This window comes from Paraburkholderia suaedae (genome assembly GCF_040812055.1).
Taxonomy (GTDB): Bacteria; Pseudomonadota; Gammaproteobacteria; order Burkholderiales; family Burkholderiaceae; genus Paraburkholderia.
In genome coordinates this window covers 96,859-116,355 of record NZ_JBFOAH010000014.1, presented here as the reverse complement: position 1 = coordinate 116,355, position 19,497 = coordinate 96,859, and the positions used below count along the sequence as shown (strand labels likewise).

Annotated in this window: 14 protein-coding genes and 3 pseudogenes; 7 read left to right on the top strand and 10 right to left on the bottom strand. The window is 60.3% G+C overall.

From position 1 onward, the window contains the following. Positions 1 to 553: 553 nt before the first annotated feature. A complete protein-coding gene (locus tag ABQJ48_RS19875) occupies positions 554 to 901 on the bottom strand; it encodes a hypothetical protein (RefSeq protein ID WP_367839709.1) in 348 nt (115 codons plus the stop codon). A gap of 166 nt (positions 902 to 1,067) precedes the next feature. Beyond that, positions 1,068 to 1,238: pseudogene (locus ABQJ48_RS19870) on the bottom strand (IS110 family transposase); the annotation flags it as partial. 5 nt (positions 1,239 to 1,243) lie between these two features. On the opposite strand from ABQJ48_RS19870, the pseudogene ABQJ48_RS19865 reads away from it, so the two are divergent. The 4 genes and pseudogenes from ABQJ48_RS19865 to ABQJ48_RS19850 all read left to right on the top strand — a co-directional run. Further along, positions 1,244 to 1,474 (top strand): annotated as a pseudogene (locus ABQJ48_RS19865) (hypothetical protein); the annotation flags it as partial. Between the two features lie 997 nt (positions 1,475 to 2,471). Then, positions 2,472 to 3,224, top strand: a complete 753-nt coding sequence (locus tag ABQJ48_RS19860) for a hypothetical protein (protein ID WP_367839708.1) — start codon at positions 2,472 to 2,474, stop codon at positions 3,222 to 3,224. Positions 3,225 to 3,279: 55 nt separating this feature from the next. Further along, positions 3,280 to 4,161, top strand: a pseudogene (locus ABQJ48_RS19855) (transposase); the annotation flags it as partial. 768 nt (positions 4,162 to 4,929) lie between these two features. Further along, entirely contained in the window at positions 4,930 to 5,238 is a 309-nt protein-coding gene (locus ABQJ48_RS19850; RefSeq protein ID WP_367839707.1) for a hypothetical protein, read from the top strand. A gap of 161 nt (positions 5,239 to 5,399) precedes the next feature. On the opposite strand, the gene ABQJ48_RS19845 is transcribed toward ABQJ48_RS19850, so the two are convergent. The 5 genes from ABQJ48_RS19845 to ABQJ48_RS19825 form a co-directional block, all read right to left on the bottom strand. Continuing rightward, positions 5,400 to 5,741, bottom strand: coding sequence for a hypothetical protein (locus tag ABQJ48_RS19845; protein ID WP_367839706.1), 342 nt, complete (start codon positions 5,739 to 5,741; stop codon positions 5,400 to 5,402). Positions 5,742 to 6,181: 440 nt separating this feature from the next. After that, positions 6,182 to 6,943, bottom strand: a complete 762-nt coding sequence (locus tag ABQJ48_RS19840) for a glycosyltransferase family 2 protein (RefSeq protein WP_367839705.1) — start codon at positions 6,941 to 6,943, stop codon at positions 6,182 to 6,184. A gap of 1,265 nt (positions 6,944 to 8,208) precedes the next feature. Further along, positions 8,209 to 8,631, bottom strand: a complete 423-nt coding sequence (locus ABQJ48_RS19835; protein WP_367839704.1) for an RcnB family protein — start codon at positions 8,629 to 8,631, stop codon at positions 8,209 to 8,211. 319 nt (positions 8,632 to 8,950) lie between these two features. After that, a complete protein-coding gene (locus ABQJ48_RS19830; RefSeq protein ID WP_367839703.1) occupies positions 8,951 to 10,903 on the bottom strand; it encodes an Ig-like domain-containing protein in 1,953 nt (650 codons plus the stop codon). A 287-nt stretch (positions 10,904 to 11,190) separates the two neighbouring features. Then, complete coding sequence (locus ABQJ48_RS19825; protein ID WP_367839702.1) at positions 11,191 to 11,394, bottom strand: cold-shock protein; 204 nt, start codon at positions 11,392 to 11,394, stop codon at positions 11,191 to 11,193. 214 nt (positions 11,395 to 11,608) lie between these two features. Between ABQJ48_RS19825 and ABQJ48_RS19820 the strand changes: the two genes are divergently transcribed. Then, a complete protein-coding gene (locus ABQJ48_RS19820; protein ID WP_367839701.1) occupies positions 11,609 to 11,908 on the top strand; it encodes a hypothetical protein in 300 nt (99 codons plus the stop codon). Between the two features lie 114 nt (positions 11,909 to 12,022). Further along, complete coding sequence (locus ABQJ48_RS19815; protein ID WP_367839700.1) at positions 12,023 to 13,576, top strand: methyl-accepting chemotaxis protein; 1,554 nt, start codon at positions 12,023 to 12,025, stop codon at positions 13,574 to 13,576. Between the two features lie 101 nt (positions 13,577 to 13,677). Here the strand turns inward: ABQJ48_RS19815 and ABQJ48_RS19810 are convergent, their stop codons facing one another. Continuing rightward, positions 13,678 to 16,044 (bottom strand): DNA polymerase II, encoded by a 2,367-nt coding sequence (locus tag ABQJ48_RS19810; protein ID WP_367839699.1) that lies wholly within the window; start codon positions 16,042 to 16,044, stop codon positions 13,678 to 13,680. Between the two features lie 213 nt (positions 16,045 to 16,257). Between ABQJ48_RS19810 and ABQJ48_RS19805 the strand changes: the two genes are divergently transcribed. Continuing rightward, positions 16,258 to 16,692 (top strand): PRC-barrel domain-containing protein, encoded by a 435-nt coding sequence (locus ABQJ48_RS19805; protein ID WP_367839698.1) that lies wholly within the window; start codon positions 16,258 to 16,260, stop codon positions 16,690 to 16,692. Positions 16,693 to 16,846: 154 nt separating this feature from the next. Here ABQJ48_RS19805 and ABQJ48_RS19800 read toward each other — a convergent pair whose 3' ends face one another. Both ABQJ48_RS19800 and ABQJ48_RS19795 read right to left on the bottom strand, forming a co-directional pair. Continuing rightward, positions 16,847 to 17,857 (bottom strand): DUF2891 domain-containing protein, encoded by a 1,011-nt coding sequence (locus tag ABQJ48_RS19800; protein WP_367839697.1) that lies wholly within the window; start codon positions 17,855 to 17,857, stop codon positions 16,847 to 16,849. A gap of 175 nt (positions 17,858 to 18,032) precedes the next feature. Then, entirely contained in the window at positions 18,033 to 19,481 is a 1,449-nt protein-coding gene (locus ABQJ48_RS19795; RefSeq protein WP_367839696.1) for an aspartate aminotransferase family protein, read from the bottom strand. Positions 19,482 to 19,497: the final 16 nt, after the last annotated feature.

Sequence of the window (19,497 nt, the reverse complement as noted above, 5' to 3'; positions counted from 1 at the left end):
ATGAAGCAGGACGCGAAGCTGGGTAGCGGGGAGTTCGCATGACCGGTGAGGCAGGACCACCTGTAAGCGGACGCGCGTCGCGGGAAAGGGAATGACGTTGTTGCGTTGGGCGTGGGGTCCGTTGAACGGCCGGGACGGTAAGCTGTTGATTGATTGTGTGATTGCCATGTGATGTGGCGTTCGTCGACGCCGAGTTGACCAGGACGGTTTTAGATTAGACGTCCGCATGTAAACGCGGTGCAAAAATTAAAGTGTTCGGCGAAAAAATCGTATGGCACCCTTGCCGTGAGATTGCTCGCCTCAATCCGAAACGTGCATGAAAAAAGGCAAGTCACATGACTTGCCCTTCGTAATCGCACAGTCGTGATTTGACGGTTTAAACGCACGCGGCCGGTACCTGTCGAGGCGGGTGAACAGGGTCAACAAATTGCTCACCGAGCCTGCCGAGTCGCCAGAAGGTAAGTCCTGGCTGCACCACGCAGCGGCTGAGCCAGGCCGCTAGCGGACAGTCGTCCCCAATGCATGCGATCCGTTCGACCATGCCAGACATCAATTAGTCGCGCGGACGCGGGACCATGGTGGATTGGGCGCGGCCGAGCGTCGCGCGATCGAGTTTGACGGTCAGGAGGTCGATCACATCTTCGAGCGTGCGTGAGGTGACTTCCACGCGGAAGGTTACGCACTGGCGTTGTTGGTCGATGGTGACGACATAGAGACGCAGGTCGTCCCCGAACGCAGCATGCAGCGTGCGCCGTCCGTCGGCGGACGACGTCCCGGGCACGGTGACGTCGATAACGATGAGCGGCACGACAGTAGGCGTATGGGGAGCCGTGCGCGGCGCGTGTGGGATGCGCGACCTGCTCGTGACGGAGACATCGGACGTAGCGGCGGACAGGACCATTGGGTTACGCCGGCTCGGCGGCGCGCGTTGTTGGTACCCGTCAACTGTAACGACGCGAGCCTCAATGTCGCGTAAAAGCTGCCGCTCGGCGAATCAAAACCGCGTTAAATTGGCGCTGCAGATGCCGGGCTGCGCCGCCTTCAGGAAACTTCCGTTGTTCGGGAAATCACACACAGGCCGCGGGCGGTTTGCCGCGAGGTATTGCAAGCGCCATTGCCAGTCGACTGATGTCCCAGATGAACGCCGTCAGTTCGCGGGCAATAGCCACGACCGTGATATTGATGGGCTTGCCTCGCGCGGTCAGCCGGCGGAATCGTCGGCACAGCCGCACCTGGGCGTCCCGTCATCATCTGTAACGGCGGTGTTGCAGCGCGTGCCGCCGGAAAAACGCTCGCAAGGCAGGCCGAGGCGATCCCTGTTTTCATCAAGCTCGAGGCTGACTTGTTTCGCTACGTTGGCCAGTTTTCCGTAAGCGAATCACTGACTGCGCCTCTTGATTGTGCGCCATATGCTCACAAGAGCAGCTTCACAGTTGGGCAGGTTTCGCGCGTAATCAAAATGAACCGCGGCTAGCTTGCGTAAGGGTATCGGAGGGAGTTGTCGAGATGCGAGGCGTTGATGGCGTAAATGCAACGCGTACACATCGATCGGCTCCATTCGCGCGGCTTACAAGCCAATTTCCACAATGAATGGACCCGGTTTCGATGCAAAAGTCCGCTCCGGCGGAACAACAGCCGCTCGTTATCGGTAGGCTCAAGGGCCTTAGTGGGTCAGCGGAGGCCGGTCGCACCACTTCCACTTTTAGAAATTCTTTATACGGTTGCTGACAGAATCTAATGGTCAAAGAGTGAGGTTCAACATGCTTCGGTTGAGATTTCGTCAATACGAGACTGCAGCGGAAAGTGTGGGCGCAACAGGCGCGTGCACAGGCGTAGTCGTTGGCCGTCGAATTCGGCGCCGCTGGTGCTTCGGACTTGCAGTAACCGCGAGCATTCTGGCAATGTTGGCATTTAGCCCAGGCTATCCGGAGGTCGGAGTCGCTGTCTATGTCGCAGCACTCTTACCGTTCGCGTTCTTTTCGTAGACGGTTGTTGCAAGCGCTTGTAGGAACACGCCGAGGTGTTTTGGATGCGAAAACGGCACGAAATGTATGCATCGGATAAACGCCAAGGATGCGTTTCTACGAGCGCTTGCGTCAGCGTCGCACTACTTAAGTGAAGGAATGGGGTAAACGCGGCGACGATGCAAGCATTTCGGCCTCGGTCGAGAGTACGCATTCGCTGGCGATGAGACCAGTTATTCGCGACCGCAAAGGTCCGAATGGCAGGAAAGCAACCTTCTGTAGTTGGCTCACCAGGAGCGGCACCGGGACGTCCGCAAAGGCCGATGCCCGGTCTGAACGCGTTGGCCGGATGATAGGCATCCGCTGTCTGGCGGGCCGGGCTAACTGCCAGGTCGCGGGAAGGGTCCCGCTGAGCTACGAGGCATGGCAGCGCGCTTCTGTCACAATAACGCTCTGCCGTTTCACTGACGTACCGTCGGCAACGCCCCGCAACTGACCTTCTCCTAAATGCGCATCTTCGGAATCAGCCTTTACGTCATCATCGCCCTGTTTTTTGCGGTGCATGCCGTGCGCACCCAGCAGAACATGTACTGGCTGCTGATCCTGTTTCTTTTCCCTGGCCTTGGCAGTGCGGTCTACTTCTTTGTCATTTACTTGCCCTCCCTGCGCCAGTCGGGTGGGGCAAGGGCGGCAACGAGGGCTATCTCGCAGCTTGTCGATCCCAACCGAGCGGTGCGCGAGGCGCGCACCGATTTCGATCGCGCGCCGACCGTCGCGCATCGCATGCGGTTGGCTGCAGCGCTGCTCGATGCAGGAAATTCCGGCGAAGCCCTGGAGCATTACCAAGCGGCGGCCAGCGGGCCGTTCTCATCCGATCCGGCTTTACTCCAAGGGCTGGCGCGTGCGCAGTTTGCCGACGGCAATGCTTCGGCCACGCAGGACGCGCTGGAAAAACTGTTCGCCGCCCATCCTCTCACCCGCCGGCAGCCGGAGCCTGCCTTGCTGTATGCACGGGCCTTGGCCGCGATTGGCGCGCCAGGCACACGCGCCGCGTTCGAGATTGCGCTCGCGAGCGCAAGCGACGCTGCACCGCGTTGCCTGTACGCCGATTGGCTAGCGGCGCAGCGCGACGAAGCCGACCGCCAGCGTGCGCGCGAACTTTACGCTGAGATTGTGCAGGATGCCAGGCATTGGCCACGCCACGCCCGCGAACATAACAGCAAGTGGCTTCAACGGGCCCAGGCCGCCCTAAGCCGATAATCCTCGGGCGCCCGCTGCGGAGCGGCGGACTTTTGGCCGCGGGGTCAGTCCGGGCCGAAGCCTGCCGAGTGCCAAGCTCGAACGACGCATGCGCGACATCGAGTCAAGTATCGCCCGCTATCTCGAGGCGATGGACACGGCAGACCGTCAGGAGCCTGCCGTCGCGAAGTCCAGAACAGAGCGATTGCAAGAGAAGATTGCAGCCTTGAAGGAACAGATGCGAAGCCTCAAGGAGATCGAGGCCAAGCTGAAGGAAGCACCGGACGGACAGATATCGCTCACGGATCCGGATGCCCGTTCAATGAAGACCCGAGGAACCGGAGTCGTAGGCTACAACGTCCAGACGGCGGTTGACAGGAAGCACCATCTGATCGTCGCGCACGTCGTTACCAATAACGGCATTGATCGTGATCATTTGACGTCGATGGCAAAGCTCGCCCGTACATGGGCATCGACAAGCTCACCGCGGTTGCGGATCGCGGCTACTACAAGAGCGAGGAGATACGCGCCTGGTCGTTTCGGCAAGGAAGACTTCATTTACAACGCAAAGATGAACGAATATCGGTGTCCGGTAGGTGAGCGGCTCATCTGGCGATTCTCGGGCGTTGAGCGCGGCCTGAAGATCAGTAAGTATTGGAGTCGCTAAAGGCGCACTGCACGCCGGGCCCTCAACGCCGGGTGGCACGCTGGGAGCACGAAGGGGCTCGAAGAGATGCAGACTCGACTTGACCATAACCCCGACATGATGCGGATCCGAAGACAGACTGTCGAACATCCCTTCGGCACGCTCAAGGCGTGGATGGGTGCAACGCACTTTCTGACAAGAACGATTGAGCGGGTAAGTACCGAAATGAGCTTGCACGTGCACGCGTACAACATGAAGCGGGTGATCAGGCTGCTCGGCGCAGAAACGGTGGTAAAGGCAATGCGGGCGTGAACCGGCGGGGTGATCGAACCGCGGCAGCAGTTTGACGTATCTGTTTCATGTCGCTTGACGTTGCGTTCGCGCAGTTCACCGTCAAATCCCGCTCCGGGAGACGGTCTCGTCAATTCCCAGCAGCCAGGCGTTTTGACACACTCTGGGCCACGAGCTGCCGGTCGAGGTCGCCATCCAATTTGAATAGCCAAGGTCTCGTTCACCCTCGCTCAATGGCCGGTCTCTGGCGAGCGAATTGCCGGTGGCAGTGCCTCGACCCGGCCAAACTGAGTCATTCACGTAAAACCGGCGAACGTCGGTTCTGGGCCAGACTTCAGTCTGAAGAACGGCATATAAACAACCCGCAGAAGTATGTGCTTCACTCATTGAACGGTCTCGCGCCTCCACGGAAGTCATGCATCTGATTTTCGTAGCGGGAAGGAGTATCTTTACGCTAAGCGAGCCACGCGATTGTCCTGGTGGCGCGCGACTGCCCGCCGGGCTGGTTCGACGCGTTGAAGTCCTCGTCGATGAAGAGTACACAGGCGGCCGTTGGTGCGGCCAAGCGGACAAAGGAGACAAGCATGAGTACATGCAACGAACCCCATCACGCCAACCATCAACATCAGCATGGCCCAGGCTGCGGACACACCGCAATTAAGCATGGCGACCACGTAGACTACCTGCACGATGGTCATTTGCACCATCCGCACGGCGATCATGTAGACGAACACAAGATCGAGGTCAGTGCGGTAAATCCGGACCAATGTACATCAGATTGCGGTGGCCATGAATCGGGCCATGTCCATGGTCCAGGCTGCGGACACGAGCCAGTACCGCATGGCGATCATGTCGATTACCTGGTCGACGGCCACCTGCATCATCCGCACGGCGATCATTGCGATGATCATGGCTCCGTCGAGATTTCATGAAAGCACGACGCAGGACCGCAGGCTTAACATCAAGAATAGCCGGGCTGCCGAGAATCCCAAGGTTCCGAAGATCAGTCGCGATGCCTTGGCGGCGATCCTTCTCTGGAGCTGCGCGATGGTCTCGCTCGCGTGGGCAGTTTTCCTTGTTCTAACTCACGCGCGCTGATGTCCCTGCGCAAAGCCCGTTGGCCTTGAGAAGCACTCGGTAGCCCGGATCGTGGTAGACGACGCCCTACGGATGGAGAAACAGACGAAAGTGCTACAAGGGTCCGCGCGTGTCGCTTGCCGGCCAGTGGCAGGCCTCCAAAGCGAAATGGATGGCCGCTTTCAGGCGCGTTCGACGGACGTTCGCACAAGTCCTGCGAAGGTCCGCAACGGGTCGATACTGTTGAAAATGTCGCTGACCGTCTCTGTCGCGAGGTTTTCAGGGGTCTTCTTACCCTTGACCGGTGTTCGCGAGCGGTTTGCAGGGCGATCTGAGAGGTCGATTTTGTTGCGAGCGAATTGAAAAAGCCACGCTTCGACTTTTTCAACAGTATCGGCCGATCTGAGCCGTTCAAAGTCACTTTGCCGGGTCTTCTCGGGCGGCGATAGTTCAGGGGGTGGAATGACAGGCGCAACGCCCGTCAGATATGGATTGCTACCCTTGCTGTAGCAAATCTGTAGCATACAAAACTGTCCCCTTTGGGCATCAGCCGACTGCTACGCATTCCCGGCTCGCGCGCTCATCCGACGACAATCGGCCACAGACCGCCGTTCACATGTGTCGTCGGCGGGAAGTTCAGGCGGCGGCTCCGCGCCGGAACCGGCCATCCGATTATCAAAGACGAACGTTCCTTCGTCGGCCCAAGCTGACGTCCAGCTGTCGCAGTTCATGAGGCGGCTTCAGGTGCTTGGCTGCCATTCGGACCTCCGCGACTGCGAACGTCGGGTTTCGCTGCCGATACGTACTCACGATCCTTCTTCGCTATTCGCCGTTTCGTTCGGCCAACTGCGGCTTTCTAGACACAAGGGTACTCGTCGACTTTCGACGTACCACAGTGCAGGGCGCGTCTAGGAACTTTTATTGCGAATCGCACTCGATACCGGTCATTCCCAATTTGGGTTAGTCAGGAATTGATAATCAGAAGCGCTTTGCGATATTTACGATGTGTGTATGTGGAGGCGTACAACGCCAATGTCAATCCCACTCGACCGTCGCGCCAATTTCCCCGACGGATATACCATTTTCCGAACGCCCCGACGGGACTGATCCACTGCTTAAGCCAAAGCACGCCAATCCACTTCCCTCTGTCGAGTAAATCGGTTGCGGCCAGGTCGGTGTATAGATCAAGCTTACGCATCAGCTCGGACTTAGTCTCAAAGGTATGGTGGACCACGGGGGATTCGATGCGCGCAACACTTTCATAGCCGATGGGAGTTTCATGAACGCTGTGTTCCGTAAAATCCGTTTTATCCCGGTGATATATGCGGATGGGGTAATCAGGACAACCAGCGGGCATGAGAGCGTGGACGACCCTGCCCCTTACTAGCCAGTCGCGGCGAACAGCATATGCGTCGTGCGAAAATCCCGATACTTTTAGCGCCATTACTTCATGAATCAGTGCGTCGCTGGCGATTTCATCGCTATCGAAAAACATCACAGCCTGATGTAAACATAAGCTGTTGGCAAAAAGTCGCTGTGCCCGAAAATTGTCAAAGGTTCGGTGCACTATTCTGGCACCGTATCTGGCAGCGATTCGTAACGTTGCGTCGTTGCTGCCGCTATCTACAACCAGTAGATCATCCGCCACGCACTTTGCGGCCGCCAGGACCTTGTCTAAGTGCCGTTCACTATTGTAAGTGAGAACGTATATCGAGAGAGGTGTCAATCTCTTACCAACCTAAGGTCATTAGCAATAAAACCGCATGTCCTCGTTCCGCCGCGAGATTCGTCTGTCGAGTTACCATTTTCCACGAATTTCACCATTCCGCTCGCGACCCTGGCTATCCAATGCTATTCCCGTGCCAATTCTTGTGACTGTGACGCAGTAGCAAGGTCCGTAGCCAGGAACGGCGCGAGCGCTCGCTTTCATGAATCCAGCTATTCGGTAACAACCAAATCGTCTGCGGCAAGAAGGCCCGGCGACACCGGCGCCTTTTACGTGCGACATTAACGGTAATGCAGTCAAGGAGGACGTTCACGATCCGCCCAACATTGCGACCGGCTGGCGGGCGATTCTAGAGACTGCACCTGAGCGCACCTTGTTGGCGTTAAGACCGTGCGGTCATTATTGGATCGGGCAGATGGCGGCATGCTTGCCGGTTGATTACAGAATCGTCATTGACCGGTAACTACCGGACCTTCAGCAGTCTTAACCGAACTGGTCCACGGCGTCGCGAGCGATCCCTCAATGGCACTTGGTGCCGTGAATTGTCCGGCGTCGCACGCGTCGGCACAACTCCGCGCGCACTCAGGGCTACGCTTACTACGGATAACACTGGCGCTCAGATACAAGTGGGCGTCGGCGCTGCTCGTCGTTTTAACCTGGCAGCGCAGGGTTCAATTTTTGCACCGTGTGGCGCTCGCTTTTGGAGAAACCGCGCTAGTCTTTTAACTCTGGAAGCCGGACTTCTGGCTAGATTCGCCGCGTGTAGACCTCCACTGGGCAATTGTCGGGACTGTGCCGCATAAACGTGCGTCCGACTGTCTCTTACGCGCGGCCAAGCTGTCGGTCGCTAGTTTTGGCCGACTGGCCCTTGTGGGTCGATTTTCGCCGCTCGCGGACGGCCGTGGATCTGAGAGCAGGTGTTATGTAAAGGGGCGATGGCTAATTGGGCAACCTTAAACGTCACGCCATGCCTCAGCTGCGTGTTTCATAAGAGTAATATTTGAGCGCCCGGATTGCCCCCGTCAACGAAGGAAGTGCTCGACGTGATCGGCTAGCTTATATGGCATCGCAGCCACTATTTGCGGAATACCAGCAGACGAACGGCGGCGGGTGCGACAGCAGAAAAGCGGGCGTCCGCTCGCCATCATCGAAACGTGGATGAAAGGCACGCTCGCCAAGCTGTCGAAGAAGTAGGAGATGGCCGAGGCGATCAACTACTCGCTCAACCACCGTACGCGGTCGATCAAACGAACCGGGAAAGAGAGTTATCGCTGCGGTGAAAGCAGAATGCTGGCGATCACGCCGGTTGCCACCGCCGCGAGCACGTAATCGCCATCGACGCCAACCCAATGGTATCCACGCGGAGGCTGGCGAAGCCCGTGTCCGTGCCAGTCATCGACGACATAGTTACGATCACGGTACTGGTCAGGCAGCCGATCGCCCCTGTGCCAATCCCTATGGGGGATCGGGCCGCCGTCGCGGCTATCGGCCTGTTGGCTCCCGTGCCAACCGTGATCGTGTTGCCCGGCATGCACACCTTCCTGATCAGCGCGATCTCTCTGATCACCCGGATGGCCGTGATCTTGAGTCGCGCCTCGAGGATCCTGGTGCCATTGCTGAGCAAAGGCAGTAACAGATGGGGTGGTCAAAATCACGGCGATGAGCAGAGGTACGATATTGTTTTTCATTTATTTCATCCTGAAAGGCTGCTTGGAACGCTTTCGAATCGATTAGCGACAGCGGTAGTGCCAGTGCGTGACGCACGCTCACCCCGTGACAGGCGTGGTGACGCGAAGCGGCAGAGGCTGGGACCACCGTGCCGGGCGAAGCAGCGGCGACGACGAGTGCGAGGACTATTTTGTTCATGGATCTAACTCTCACAAGTTAGGAGGGAGGCGCAGCGTAATAACGCAGGGTTACAACGTGGAGAATCGCGCCTCCAGACCAGATCGGTACGCCCGCCGGATTACCGCGCAGCCTCTTAAGCGCGGCGCCGGCATGCCATGCCTATGGTGCAGGAACGTTAATCACCGTGTTGACCATTGTCACCGCGGCAGTCAACGCAATCGCGCGACCGTTGAGCGTCGTGACGACCGCGGTCGGCGGAATTCCTCCGACCGTCGAAAGGGTGATCGATGCGTTGGACAACATCGTTCCGGTCATCGTGGACCCCGTGCCGATAACAGCACCCGCCGGGACATACCAGAACACGTTCTTTGACTGCGCGCCGTTCGCCAGCAATACCTGGATCGGCACCGCTGGTGTAGCCGGTCCGGTCACCCCGACATTCAAGGTGCCCGTGCCTGCCGCTGTCTGAAAGACCCACACAGCGTTGGCATCACCGCCGGCATCCAGCGTCAGATTGGCTGTGGTGCGTCCCGCTCCGCCAATGTCGAAGGTGCCCGAGGCTGAACGATACACGCCTGGCGGAAGTGTACGGCCTGCCAGCTCGTCTGCGCCGCCGCCAGCCCCGCCGCAGCTTGCACATTGCGCCGGATCGGCCACATTGATGCCACCCGGCAATGTGGCCGGTGAGAGCGCGTTGAACGCTTTCGTCGCATCCAGGCTTGCCTGCGAGACGGCAGCTCCTGCGACCGAACCCGGGGGTGCGGTCAGTGTGTACACGAGGCCGGTCACCAGACCGTTATTGTCAGGCGTCACCGTGAAGACGTTGCCGCCGGAGTCGTGCAGTCCCGTTATCTTCGTTGAAGCGGCGTTCACACCCAGATCGCCGTGAATGACCGTATTCAGTCCGGCATTCGTGACCGTGGCATTACCGCCGAACGAGCCGAAAGGCTGGGCGCCTCCGAGAGCGGGCGCTGTCGTGCACAGGGAGGAATTCGTTGTGAAATTGGTCACGAAAGCGGCGGCCAGGGCATTACCTGCGAGGTCCTTTGCGCCGGTCGTGACCGTAGCGACATAGCTCGCATTGGCTGTCAGTGTGCTGGATGCAGTGAAGGTCGCGACGTTACCCGGGATGCTATAGGCAATGGTACCCGCCAGCGGCGTGCCCGGTGCGGCGGAGGCCGCGACGGTGAAAGTCGCCGTATTAAGGGTCGACGGGTCCATTGCCTCGCTGAAAGTGACATTGACCGACTTATTCGTGCAAACGCCAGTTGCGGAGTTAGCCGGGTTGGTCGACACGATCGATGGCGGCGTCTTGCTGGTGCTGCTTCCCGTGGTGAAAGACCATGCAAAGCTGTTCGCGAGGGCATTGCCGGAAAGATCCTTGGCCGCCGTCGTAACGGTAGCGTTGTAGACGGTTCCCGCAGTGAGGATCGCCGGCGCAGTCGGGGTGAAGACCGCACTTTTTGCGCCCACTGCGTAAGACACTGTGCCCACTACCGGTGTGCCGCCTGATCCAGTCAACGTGAAGCTGGTCGCCGTTATCGTTGAAGGATCCATGTCCTCGCTGAACGTAGCCGCAATGTGGGTGTTCAGGGCGGTATTTGTCGCGCCCGCTGCGGGAACGCTGAGCAATACCGTCGGAGGGGTCACGTTCGGGGTGGCCCCCGTGGTGAACGTCCACACAAAGTTGCTCGCCAATGAGTTACCCGACAGGTCCTGCGCAGCGGTGGATATCGTTGCCGTAAGGGCGGTGTCTACAGGCAGCGGATTCGCGGGAGCGAACACTGCGGCTTTCGCGCCTACGATGTAACTCACCGTGCCCGCAATCGGCGCGCCTCCCGAACCGGTTACAGTAAAGCTCGACGAGGAGATCGTTGCCGGGTTCATGTCTTTGCCGAAGGTCGCGGTGATCTGTGTCGTCGTCCCCACGCCTGTGGCGCCGGGCAACGGCACTGCAGAGCTTACGGCAGGCCGGGTCGCGTCCTGAGTCGCGCCCGTTGCCGGAGCGAGAGCGGTGCCCGAAGAGCCGCCATCGCACCCTGCCGTCAGCGCTATAAGCAGGAAGGCCGTCGCCCAGGTCAGTCGTTTGCCGAAAAGCGGGAAATGGGTCATGTGCAACCCCGGTTCGCCAATGAGGCAGCGGCATACTCAATATTTTTCATTTTCTTTCCCGAATAGTTGACCAGCGGCACCGAGCATTCGGTGTCGCTTAAAATCGTTTTGCTTGGGCGCAGCGCTGGGAATTCAGAGAGGCGGGAGGGACCAGGTCTTCGAAATGCCGAGCCGAGTCATCCTGTCCCGCTCGCGCAAAGACAAGATGTAGAAACATTTCAGCAAATGTAAATAGAGCCTGGTCAGGCAGACAAGAAAAGGGCCGGTAGACCGGCCCTTGAAATGAATTACTGTGGCGAGATATTCGCGGCCTGCATACCCTTCGGGCCGCGCTTTGTTTCGTAGCTCACCTTCTGGTTTTCTGCGAGCGTCCTGAAACCGTCGCCGCGAACTTCCGAGAAATGAGCGAAGAGATCGTCGCCGCCAGCATCAGGAGTAATGAAGCCAAAGCCTTTGCTATCGTTGAACCACTTGACAGTACCGGTATCCATGAAAATTCCTTGAAATAAAAATAATGGCTCCGTTGCGGAGCGACAAAAACTTCAAGGAAGAGGAGAGGATAGCGAGTACCGCGCAGAAGAGGCGGAAAATGATGATCAGCAATCAGGCTTCTTGAATATTTCAAAGCTCACAATATAGTGTCGGAGTGGGTCTGTCAACGCTTTTTAAGGCTACGCTGAAGAAGCCACCGTTTTCGGCGCGGCCGTGTTGAAGCAGTTCGGCAAGACCGGCGTGTTCGTGTTCATCGCGTGCGCGATGCTGATCGTGATGCTGGCGATCGGATTGATAGGCCTCCGCACGAAAGGCATCGAGCTCGAAAAAGATCTCCAGATAAAGCCAGTTCGAATGGAGCGCCGAGTCCTCTATGCCAATCGCGAGCACCGCTGCGGACGTCATCCCCGGCTTACCGAGCTGAACCCGGCAAGCGAGCACGGCCTTCGCCTGTCGCAATTCGCTATTTCAATGTCGCATTGCCGCAAATCTCCGGCGGCGTTCCCGCCGTAAAGCTGTGAGTCGGTTTCCGATCAATTACTCCTTTCACCGCTCGATCATTGCTATCCGGAGGAACGGACCCGCAGCAGGTGGCACGTCGCCGCTGCCTGCCCGGGTCTCATGCCTATGCGCAGAAACATCACCATCCGCGGTGGGTTGGCCGCGACGATTGCGGGTTACACGCTGCTGCTGACGCTCGTCATCGTGGCCGGCATCGGCGGCCTGTACGACAGCAGCACTGCATTGCGCGACATGTATCAGGACGATACGGCGTCGCTGCTGCACCTGAAGACCAGTTCCGAACGTCTTTTGCAACTGCGCGGCGGTCTCGGCGAAACGGAGCAGATCATCAGCGCCGGCAAACCGGCCAAAGCTGCCATCGCGCAATTGCATGTCTTGCTCGATGAGAGCAACCGCGAACTGGACGCTTACCGTGCACTGCACTTGCCGGACAGCACGGAACAGCCGTTGTTCGACGCACTAAACGCCAGGCGCCAGCAACTGCTCAAGCAGGTGTTCCAGCTCGCGCTGAAACAGCTCGACGACGACAACCTCGTCGATTTCCTCGCGACGCAGCGCGAGGCGCCGGCCGCGCTGTTCGCCGACTATCAGGCCGCGCTGACGGCGCTCGAGGACTATCAGGTGGTACGCGAGAAAAGGCGCTTCGAGCGGGCGGAGGCGCGGTTTCGCGTCATGCTGTGGGCGCTCGGCGTAACCGGTGCGCTTGCGCTCCTGATCGGCGTGCTGGCGCAGCGAACCCTGGCGCGGGCGATCGTGCAGCCGATCAACATGGCCGTCGACCACTTCGGCCGTATTGCCGATGGCGACCTGACCGGCATGATCGCCGTGCAGCGCCACAACGAAATGGGCTATCTGCTCGACGCGCTGAAGAACATGCAAAACAGCCTGGTGCAGACGGTTCAGAAAGTGCGCTCGAGCACGCAAGCGATCGTGCACGACGCGCGCGCGATCGCTGGCGGCAGCGTGGACCTGTCGGCGCGTACCGAACAACATGCAGCGTCGCTGCAGCAGGCGGCAGCCAGCATGGAACAGTTGACAGCCACAGTCCGTCAGAACGCCGACAATGCGCGCAGCGCCGTGGAGCTTGCCACGGGCGCGTCGGACATCGCGTCGCGCGGCGGTCAGGAGGTGAACCAGGTCGTTGCGACAATGGATGCAATCTCGGGAAGCTCGAACCGGATCGTCGGCATCGTAGGCGTGATAGAAGGCATCGCGTTTCAAACCAACATTCTGGCGTTGAACGCGGCTGTCGAAGCGGCCCGCGCGGGCGAGCAGGGGCGCGGCTTCGCGGTGGTCGCCGCCGAGGTGCGCAACCTCGCGCAGCGCTCGGCGGCAGCGGCCAGAGAAATCAACGAGTTGATCGGCGACTCGACCGTCAAGGTCAAAGACGGCAGCATGCTCGTCGCCCGCGCCGGCGCCACGATGGACGAAGTGGTGCAGGCGGTGCGGCGCGTGAACGCCATCATGACGGAGATCAGTCTCGCCTCCAGCGAACAGACGGCAGGCATCGAGCTCCTCAACATGAGCGTCACCCAGATGGAGGAAATGACGCAGAGCAATTCGGCGCTGGTCGAACAAGCATCGGCTGCCGCCGTTTCGCTCGAAGCGCAGAGCCGGGAGTTGAATGACGCCGTGGCCGTGTTCCGCACCTCGATATGATCCGAAGCTCGCCTGCTAGCCGCTAAAGAAGCCGGCCCGGGCGCTCGCTCACCACGAGCGCTGCTGACTCGATTGGCGTGATCCCCCAGGCTGGCAGCGCGTCAGAACAACTGCCTTTGCCCCGACATCAGCGTCGTGAAATCATCGCGCAGCAGCGGCAAAATGGCATCGGCGACGGGCTGCAATTGTCGCGTCAGATAGTGTTCGTAGTCGATCGCCGAGCGCAGTGTCTCCAGCGGCTCGGGACCGGCGACCGTCATGACGTAGCTGATCCAGCCGCCGTTCTGATATTGCAGCGGGCGTCCCTGCGCCCGGTTGAACTCATCGGCGACGCGCGCCGCGCGTACGTGAGGCGGCACGTTGCGCTCGTAGGCGCCGAGTGGCCGGCGCAGGCGCTTGCGATACACGAGCTGATCGTCGAGCTTGCCTTCGAGCGTGTCGCGCACATAACCACGCACGTAATCCTGATACGGCTGCTGCCTGAAAATGCGCCCGTATAGTTCCTGCTGGAACTGCTGCGCGAGCGGCGTCCAGTCCGTGCGCACCGTTTCGAGCCCTTTGTAGACGATCTCCTCGCCGCCGTCCGGCAATACGGTGAGTCCCGCATAGCGTTTCTTGCTGCCTTCCTCGGCGCCGCGAATCGTCGGCATGAAAAAGCGCCGGTAGTGCCGCTCAAATTGCAATTCGAGCGCGCTGTCGAGCCCAAAGCGCGTGTGCAGATTCTGCCGCCACCATGCGTTGATTCGCTCGACCAGTGCGCGGCCGATGCACGCGGCTTCTTGCTCGCAATGCGCGTGTTTCAGCCACACGAAGGTGGAGTCGGTGTCGCCGTAGATGACCTCGTAACCTTGCGCCTCGATCAGCTCGCGCGTGGTGTGCATGATTTCGTGGCCACGCATCGTGATCGACGACGCCAGCCGCGGGTCGAAGAAGCGGCAACCGGTGGAACCCAGCACGCCGTAAAACGCGTTCATGATGATCTTCAGCGCTTGTGAAAGCGGCTTGTCGTGCTCGCGTTTGGCTGCCTCGCGGCCTTGCCATACCTGCGCGACGATGGACGGCAAACAGTGACGCGTGCGTGAAAAGCGGGCACCGAGAAAGCCCGGCACCGACGCGTCGTCGGCGGGGTTGCGCACGCCTTCGACCAGACCGACGGGGTCGATCAGAAACGTGCGGATGATCGACGGATACAGGCTCTTGTAATCGAGCACGAGCACCGAATCGTACAGACCGGGGCGCGAATCCATCACGAAGCCGCCGGGGCTGGCGGCGCCGGGTACATCGCCGAGATTGGGCGCGACGAAGCCTTGCCGATGCATGCGCGGCATATACAGATGCGTGAACGCGGCGACCGATCCGCCACTGCGATCGGCGGGCAATCCGGTGACGGTGGCGCGCTCCAGCAGAAAGGGTAGCAGCTCCGTCTTCGCGAAGATGCGCGTAACCAGTTCGCAGTCCTTCAGGTTGTACTGCGCGAGCGCGGGCTTGTCCTCGTCGAAGCGGCGCTGGATTTCATCCATGCGCTGATACGGGTTGTCGATCGACTTGCCTTCACCGAGCACCGAGCGCGCCACGTATTCGAGACTGAACGACGGGAAGCTCCATGTCGCCGAGCGCAGCGCCTCGATCCCGTCGATGATCAAGCGCCCGGCGGCGCCCGCAAAAAAGTGATTGCGCGTGAGACCGTGCTCGCGCCACTCCATCGCCGCACCGCCGCGGCCCAGGCGCAGCGGCACGCGATACTGCTCGGCATGCTGCTGCAGCACGCGCAGATCGAACTGCACCAGATTCCAGCCGATAATCGCATCGGGGTCGTGCCGCTCCATCCACACATTGAGCTTTTCGAGCAACTGGGCGCGGGTTTCGCAGTATTCGAGGTCGAAGTCGAGTGCGCTTGCATCGCCGTTTGGCGGGCCGAGCATATAGACCTGGCGCTGTCCGCAGCCTTCCAGTGCAATCGAATAAAGCTCGGCGTGCGCGCTGGTTTCGAGGTCGAGCGAGACGAGCTTCAACGGCGGACGATAGCCGGTGGCCGGCTTCAACTCGCTATTCAACAGCGGCCCGCTGCTTTGCGGCTCGCCGCCGAAGTACACCGGCGCGGTGATGAAGCGCTCCATCATGTAGCGCTCGGGCGGGAAGATATCGGCCTCGTAGACGTCGACTCCGCCTTGCTTGAGGCGTTTTTCGAAGCCTGTCAGTTGCCGGTATTGCGGACAGTAAAGCCCCATCACCGGCCGATGCTGGAAGTCGCGCAGTTCGAGCGGACGCAGATCGAGCGGCGCGTCGCGACGCAGGATGGCCGCGGCGCGCTCGCGCTGTTCGGCGGGAATGAATGCCACCGAAGGTTGAGGGCGTAGCCGGATGTGGCGGGGCCCGCGGTCGGTTGCCAGCCAGAACTCGATTTCGGTGCCGGCGGGTGTGTCCCGCCAATGTCGGGTCAAAATGAAACCCTGTTCGAGCTCAGTCAAACTTGCACCTTCGGTTCGCACGCTTTGCTTCCAGTTTTAGACGGCTATCATTGCTCGCGCGATTCTACCGCTGTGTGCCAGCGAGCGGTGGCGACGATAGAAGTACCACCCCTTGACTGCAACCGTGCCGTACAGTCGGTATGATGGGTTCCGCAACGATTCCCCTTGGCGCAGCATGTGCCTCCCAGGCCCACCACGAACGGAGTAAAACATATGACATTGGGTAAGCTGGTTGTTCCAGTCGCAGTAGCAGTAATGGCATCGCTCAGCATCGGCGCTCAGGCGCAAGTCGCCGGCACTCAGCCGCTGAGCGTCACAGTCGAGCAGTCGAACGCGCTGCTGAGCGGCTGGAGCGTGAAGAAGAGCATTCTGAACAAGGCCGTGTACAACGACCAGAACGAGAAGATCGGCACGGTGGTCGATCTCGTGGTCGCACCCGACGGTTCGCTGTCCGCGGCAATCGTGGCCGCTGGTGGCTTTCTCGGCGTCGCATCGCACGATGTGGCGGTGCCGATCGCCGCGCTCGACATTCGCGGCGGTAATTTCTATCTGGCCGGCGCCACCAAGGCGGCACTGAAGGCGACGCCGGCATTCCAGTACAGCAAGATGCAAGCGCCGCCGAAGCCGAAGAAGATCATCGCGCAATGACGCATCAGCCGGTTCGCGAACCGGCTGATGTGCGGTTGCGGCGCGCGATCGGCTGCGAATGAATGGGCGGCGCTGGCAGCGTGAAACGGTTCTGCCCTGGCAACCGTTGCGCGCTCGCGGCGCCGTAACCGTTCAGCCTTTCACTTCGCTTTATTCAAGCCTCCAGCGCAAGCGTCGCGAACGTGCCCAGCCAGTGCTCGCCCATGTAATCACCGGCTACATGGGGCAGCGCGCTTTGCAGATGATGCTCGGCCGCCTCGAACAACACCGTGCGGCGGATATCGCCGGCTGGCAGCGCGCGCGCGAGCGAACGCTGGCACCACGCGCGGCTCAGGTTCAGCCCGTCCAGGTGCGCGATTTTGCCGTCGCTGCGGTCCGTCACGGTGGCCGGCTCGAATAGCGTCGCCGGCTTCTTCGCGCCGACCTCCGGCAGAAAGCGTCCGAACCAGTCGACGAACTGCGCCGGCGGCAGCACGCGCCGCATCAATTCGGCCTCCATCAGCGAAGGGGACAGGAATTCGTCGCCGGCGGGCTCCCACGCCTGACAGGCGACGTCGTTCAGAAACCAGCGCTCGGCGGTATTCACCAGCAGCGCTTCGAGCGAGTCGCGCGAAGTCTGCCGCGCGAAATCCAGCGCGAGAGCGAGCGCAAAGGCCATGTTGAAATGCGTCCCCACGCGCAGCGGGTAGGTCGCCTTCGGCAAGAATTCTTCGAAGCGTTCGACGAAGATCCCGGTGAGCGGTGCAAAAGCTTTTGACCAGCGCGCCGCTTCCGGGCGCGTAAGCGAGGCCAGTTGTGCGCTGAGTGCCAGCAGCCAGGCCCAGCCATACGGCCGCTCGAACCCCCGGTTATGCGGCAGCTCGAGATACGCACGTTCGCCCGCCACGTTGGCGTCGGTGAAATGCTCGTCGACCACTGCGACGATGCGCGCGGCTTCGGGAAGGTCGGGAAAGCGCTCCAGCAAATGCAGGATCAGCCAGTAGCCGTGCACGCACGAATGCCAGTCGTAGCTGCCGTAGAAAATGGGATGCAGCGCGCGGGGGCCTTGCACGTCCTGCGGCCCGGCGAGCGAATGGGTCAGTTTATTCGGATACTCGCGTGTGAGGTGAGCGAGCGCGAGGTTGGCGAATCGGGACGCGAATTCGCGAGTGAGTTGAACGGTCATCTACGGCTCCTCGAAAGCGGGATACGAACAAGATGACAGTATGGTGTGGACGATCGCAAATAGTAAAGCGGCCGGTCTTCGAGTTCGCGGCCGCGGGTGGCATCGCGGCGCCGCGCGAGGCGCCGCCGCGATGGGCAAAGATGCCGGATAACTTCAGACGACGCGTCAGCACGGCTCACGCAATACCGAAGTGCTGCGCGGTTGCGTCGATGGCGGCTTTGGTTTTGGACACGATCTCATCGATCTCCGGCCGGCTGATCACGAGCGGCGGCGACAACAGCATCCTGTCGCCGGTGGCGCGCATGATCAGGTTGCCGTTGAAGCAGAAGTCGCGACAGATCGTGCCGACTTCGCCGCCGTTGGCGAAACGTTTGCGCGCGTTGGGGTTTTCCGCCAGTTGCAGGCCGGCCACCAGACCCGCACCGCAAATGTCGCCGACGATTGCGTGATGGGCGAAGGTGTCGCGCAGTTTTTTCTGGAAGTACGGGCCGGTGTCGTTCTTCACGCGCTCGACGATCTTCTCGTCGCGCAGAAGCGTCAGATTGGCGAGCGCGACGGCCGCTGCCACCGGGTGGCCGGAATAGGTGAGTCCGTGATTGAAGTCGCCACTGCCGATGATCGCTCGCGCGACACGCTCATGCAGTGCGACCGCGCCCATCGGCACATAGCCGCTCGTCAGGCCCTTCGCCAGTGTCAGCAGATCCGGCTCGAAGCCGAAGTGCTGATGCGCGAACCATTCGCCGGTGCGGCCGAAGCCGCCGATCACCTCATCGGCGACCAGCAGAATGTCGTACTTGCGGCAGATGCGTTGAATCTCCGGCCAATAGGTGGCGGCCGGGAAGATCACGCCGCCCGCACCCTGAAACGGTTCGCCAATGAACGCCGCCACGTTGTCCGCGCCGATTTCGAGAATTTTCGCTTCCAGTTGCTGCGCGCGAGCGAGCGCGAATTCTTCCGGCGTTTGACCGGCTTGCGCTTCGCCGAAGTAGTAGGGCTGGTCGATATGGACGATATTCTCGACCTTCGACGGCATCTGCTCGTGCATGTAACGCATGCCGCCGAGTGTGCCGCCCGCGATGGTCGAACCATGATAGCCATTCACCCGCGAGATCACGACCTTCTTCGCGTGCTTGCGCTGGGACGCCCAGTACTGGTGAACGATGCGCAGCACTGTGTCGTTGCCTTCCGAACCGCTGTTGCAGTAGAAGAAGTGATTGAACGGTTCGGGCGTCAGTTGCGCGAGCAACGCCGACAGTTCGATGACGGGCGGATGCGTGGTCTTGAAGAACGTGTTGTAGTAGGGCAGTTCCTGCATTTGCCGGTACGCGGCGTCGGCGAGTTCCTTGCGGCCATAGCCGACGTTCACGCACCACAGCCCTGCCATGCCGTCGATGATCTTGTTGCCCTCCGAGTCCCACAGATACACACCTTGTGCTTTGACGATCACGCGGCTGCCGCCGCGATTGAGCGAGTTCATATCCGAGAACGGATGAATGTGATGCGCGGCGTCGAGCGAGCGGTATTCGGCGGTGCTGCGCGCGGGCCTCGCGTTCAGGGCGGATTGCGCAGATTCGCCATGCCGCACCGATGGAATGGATGCGGTTTGTTCTGTTCCGTAGTTCATACTGCCTCCCGTTTGC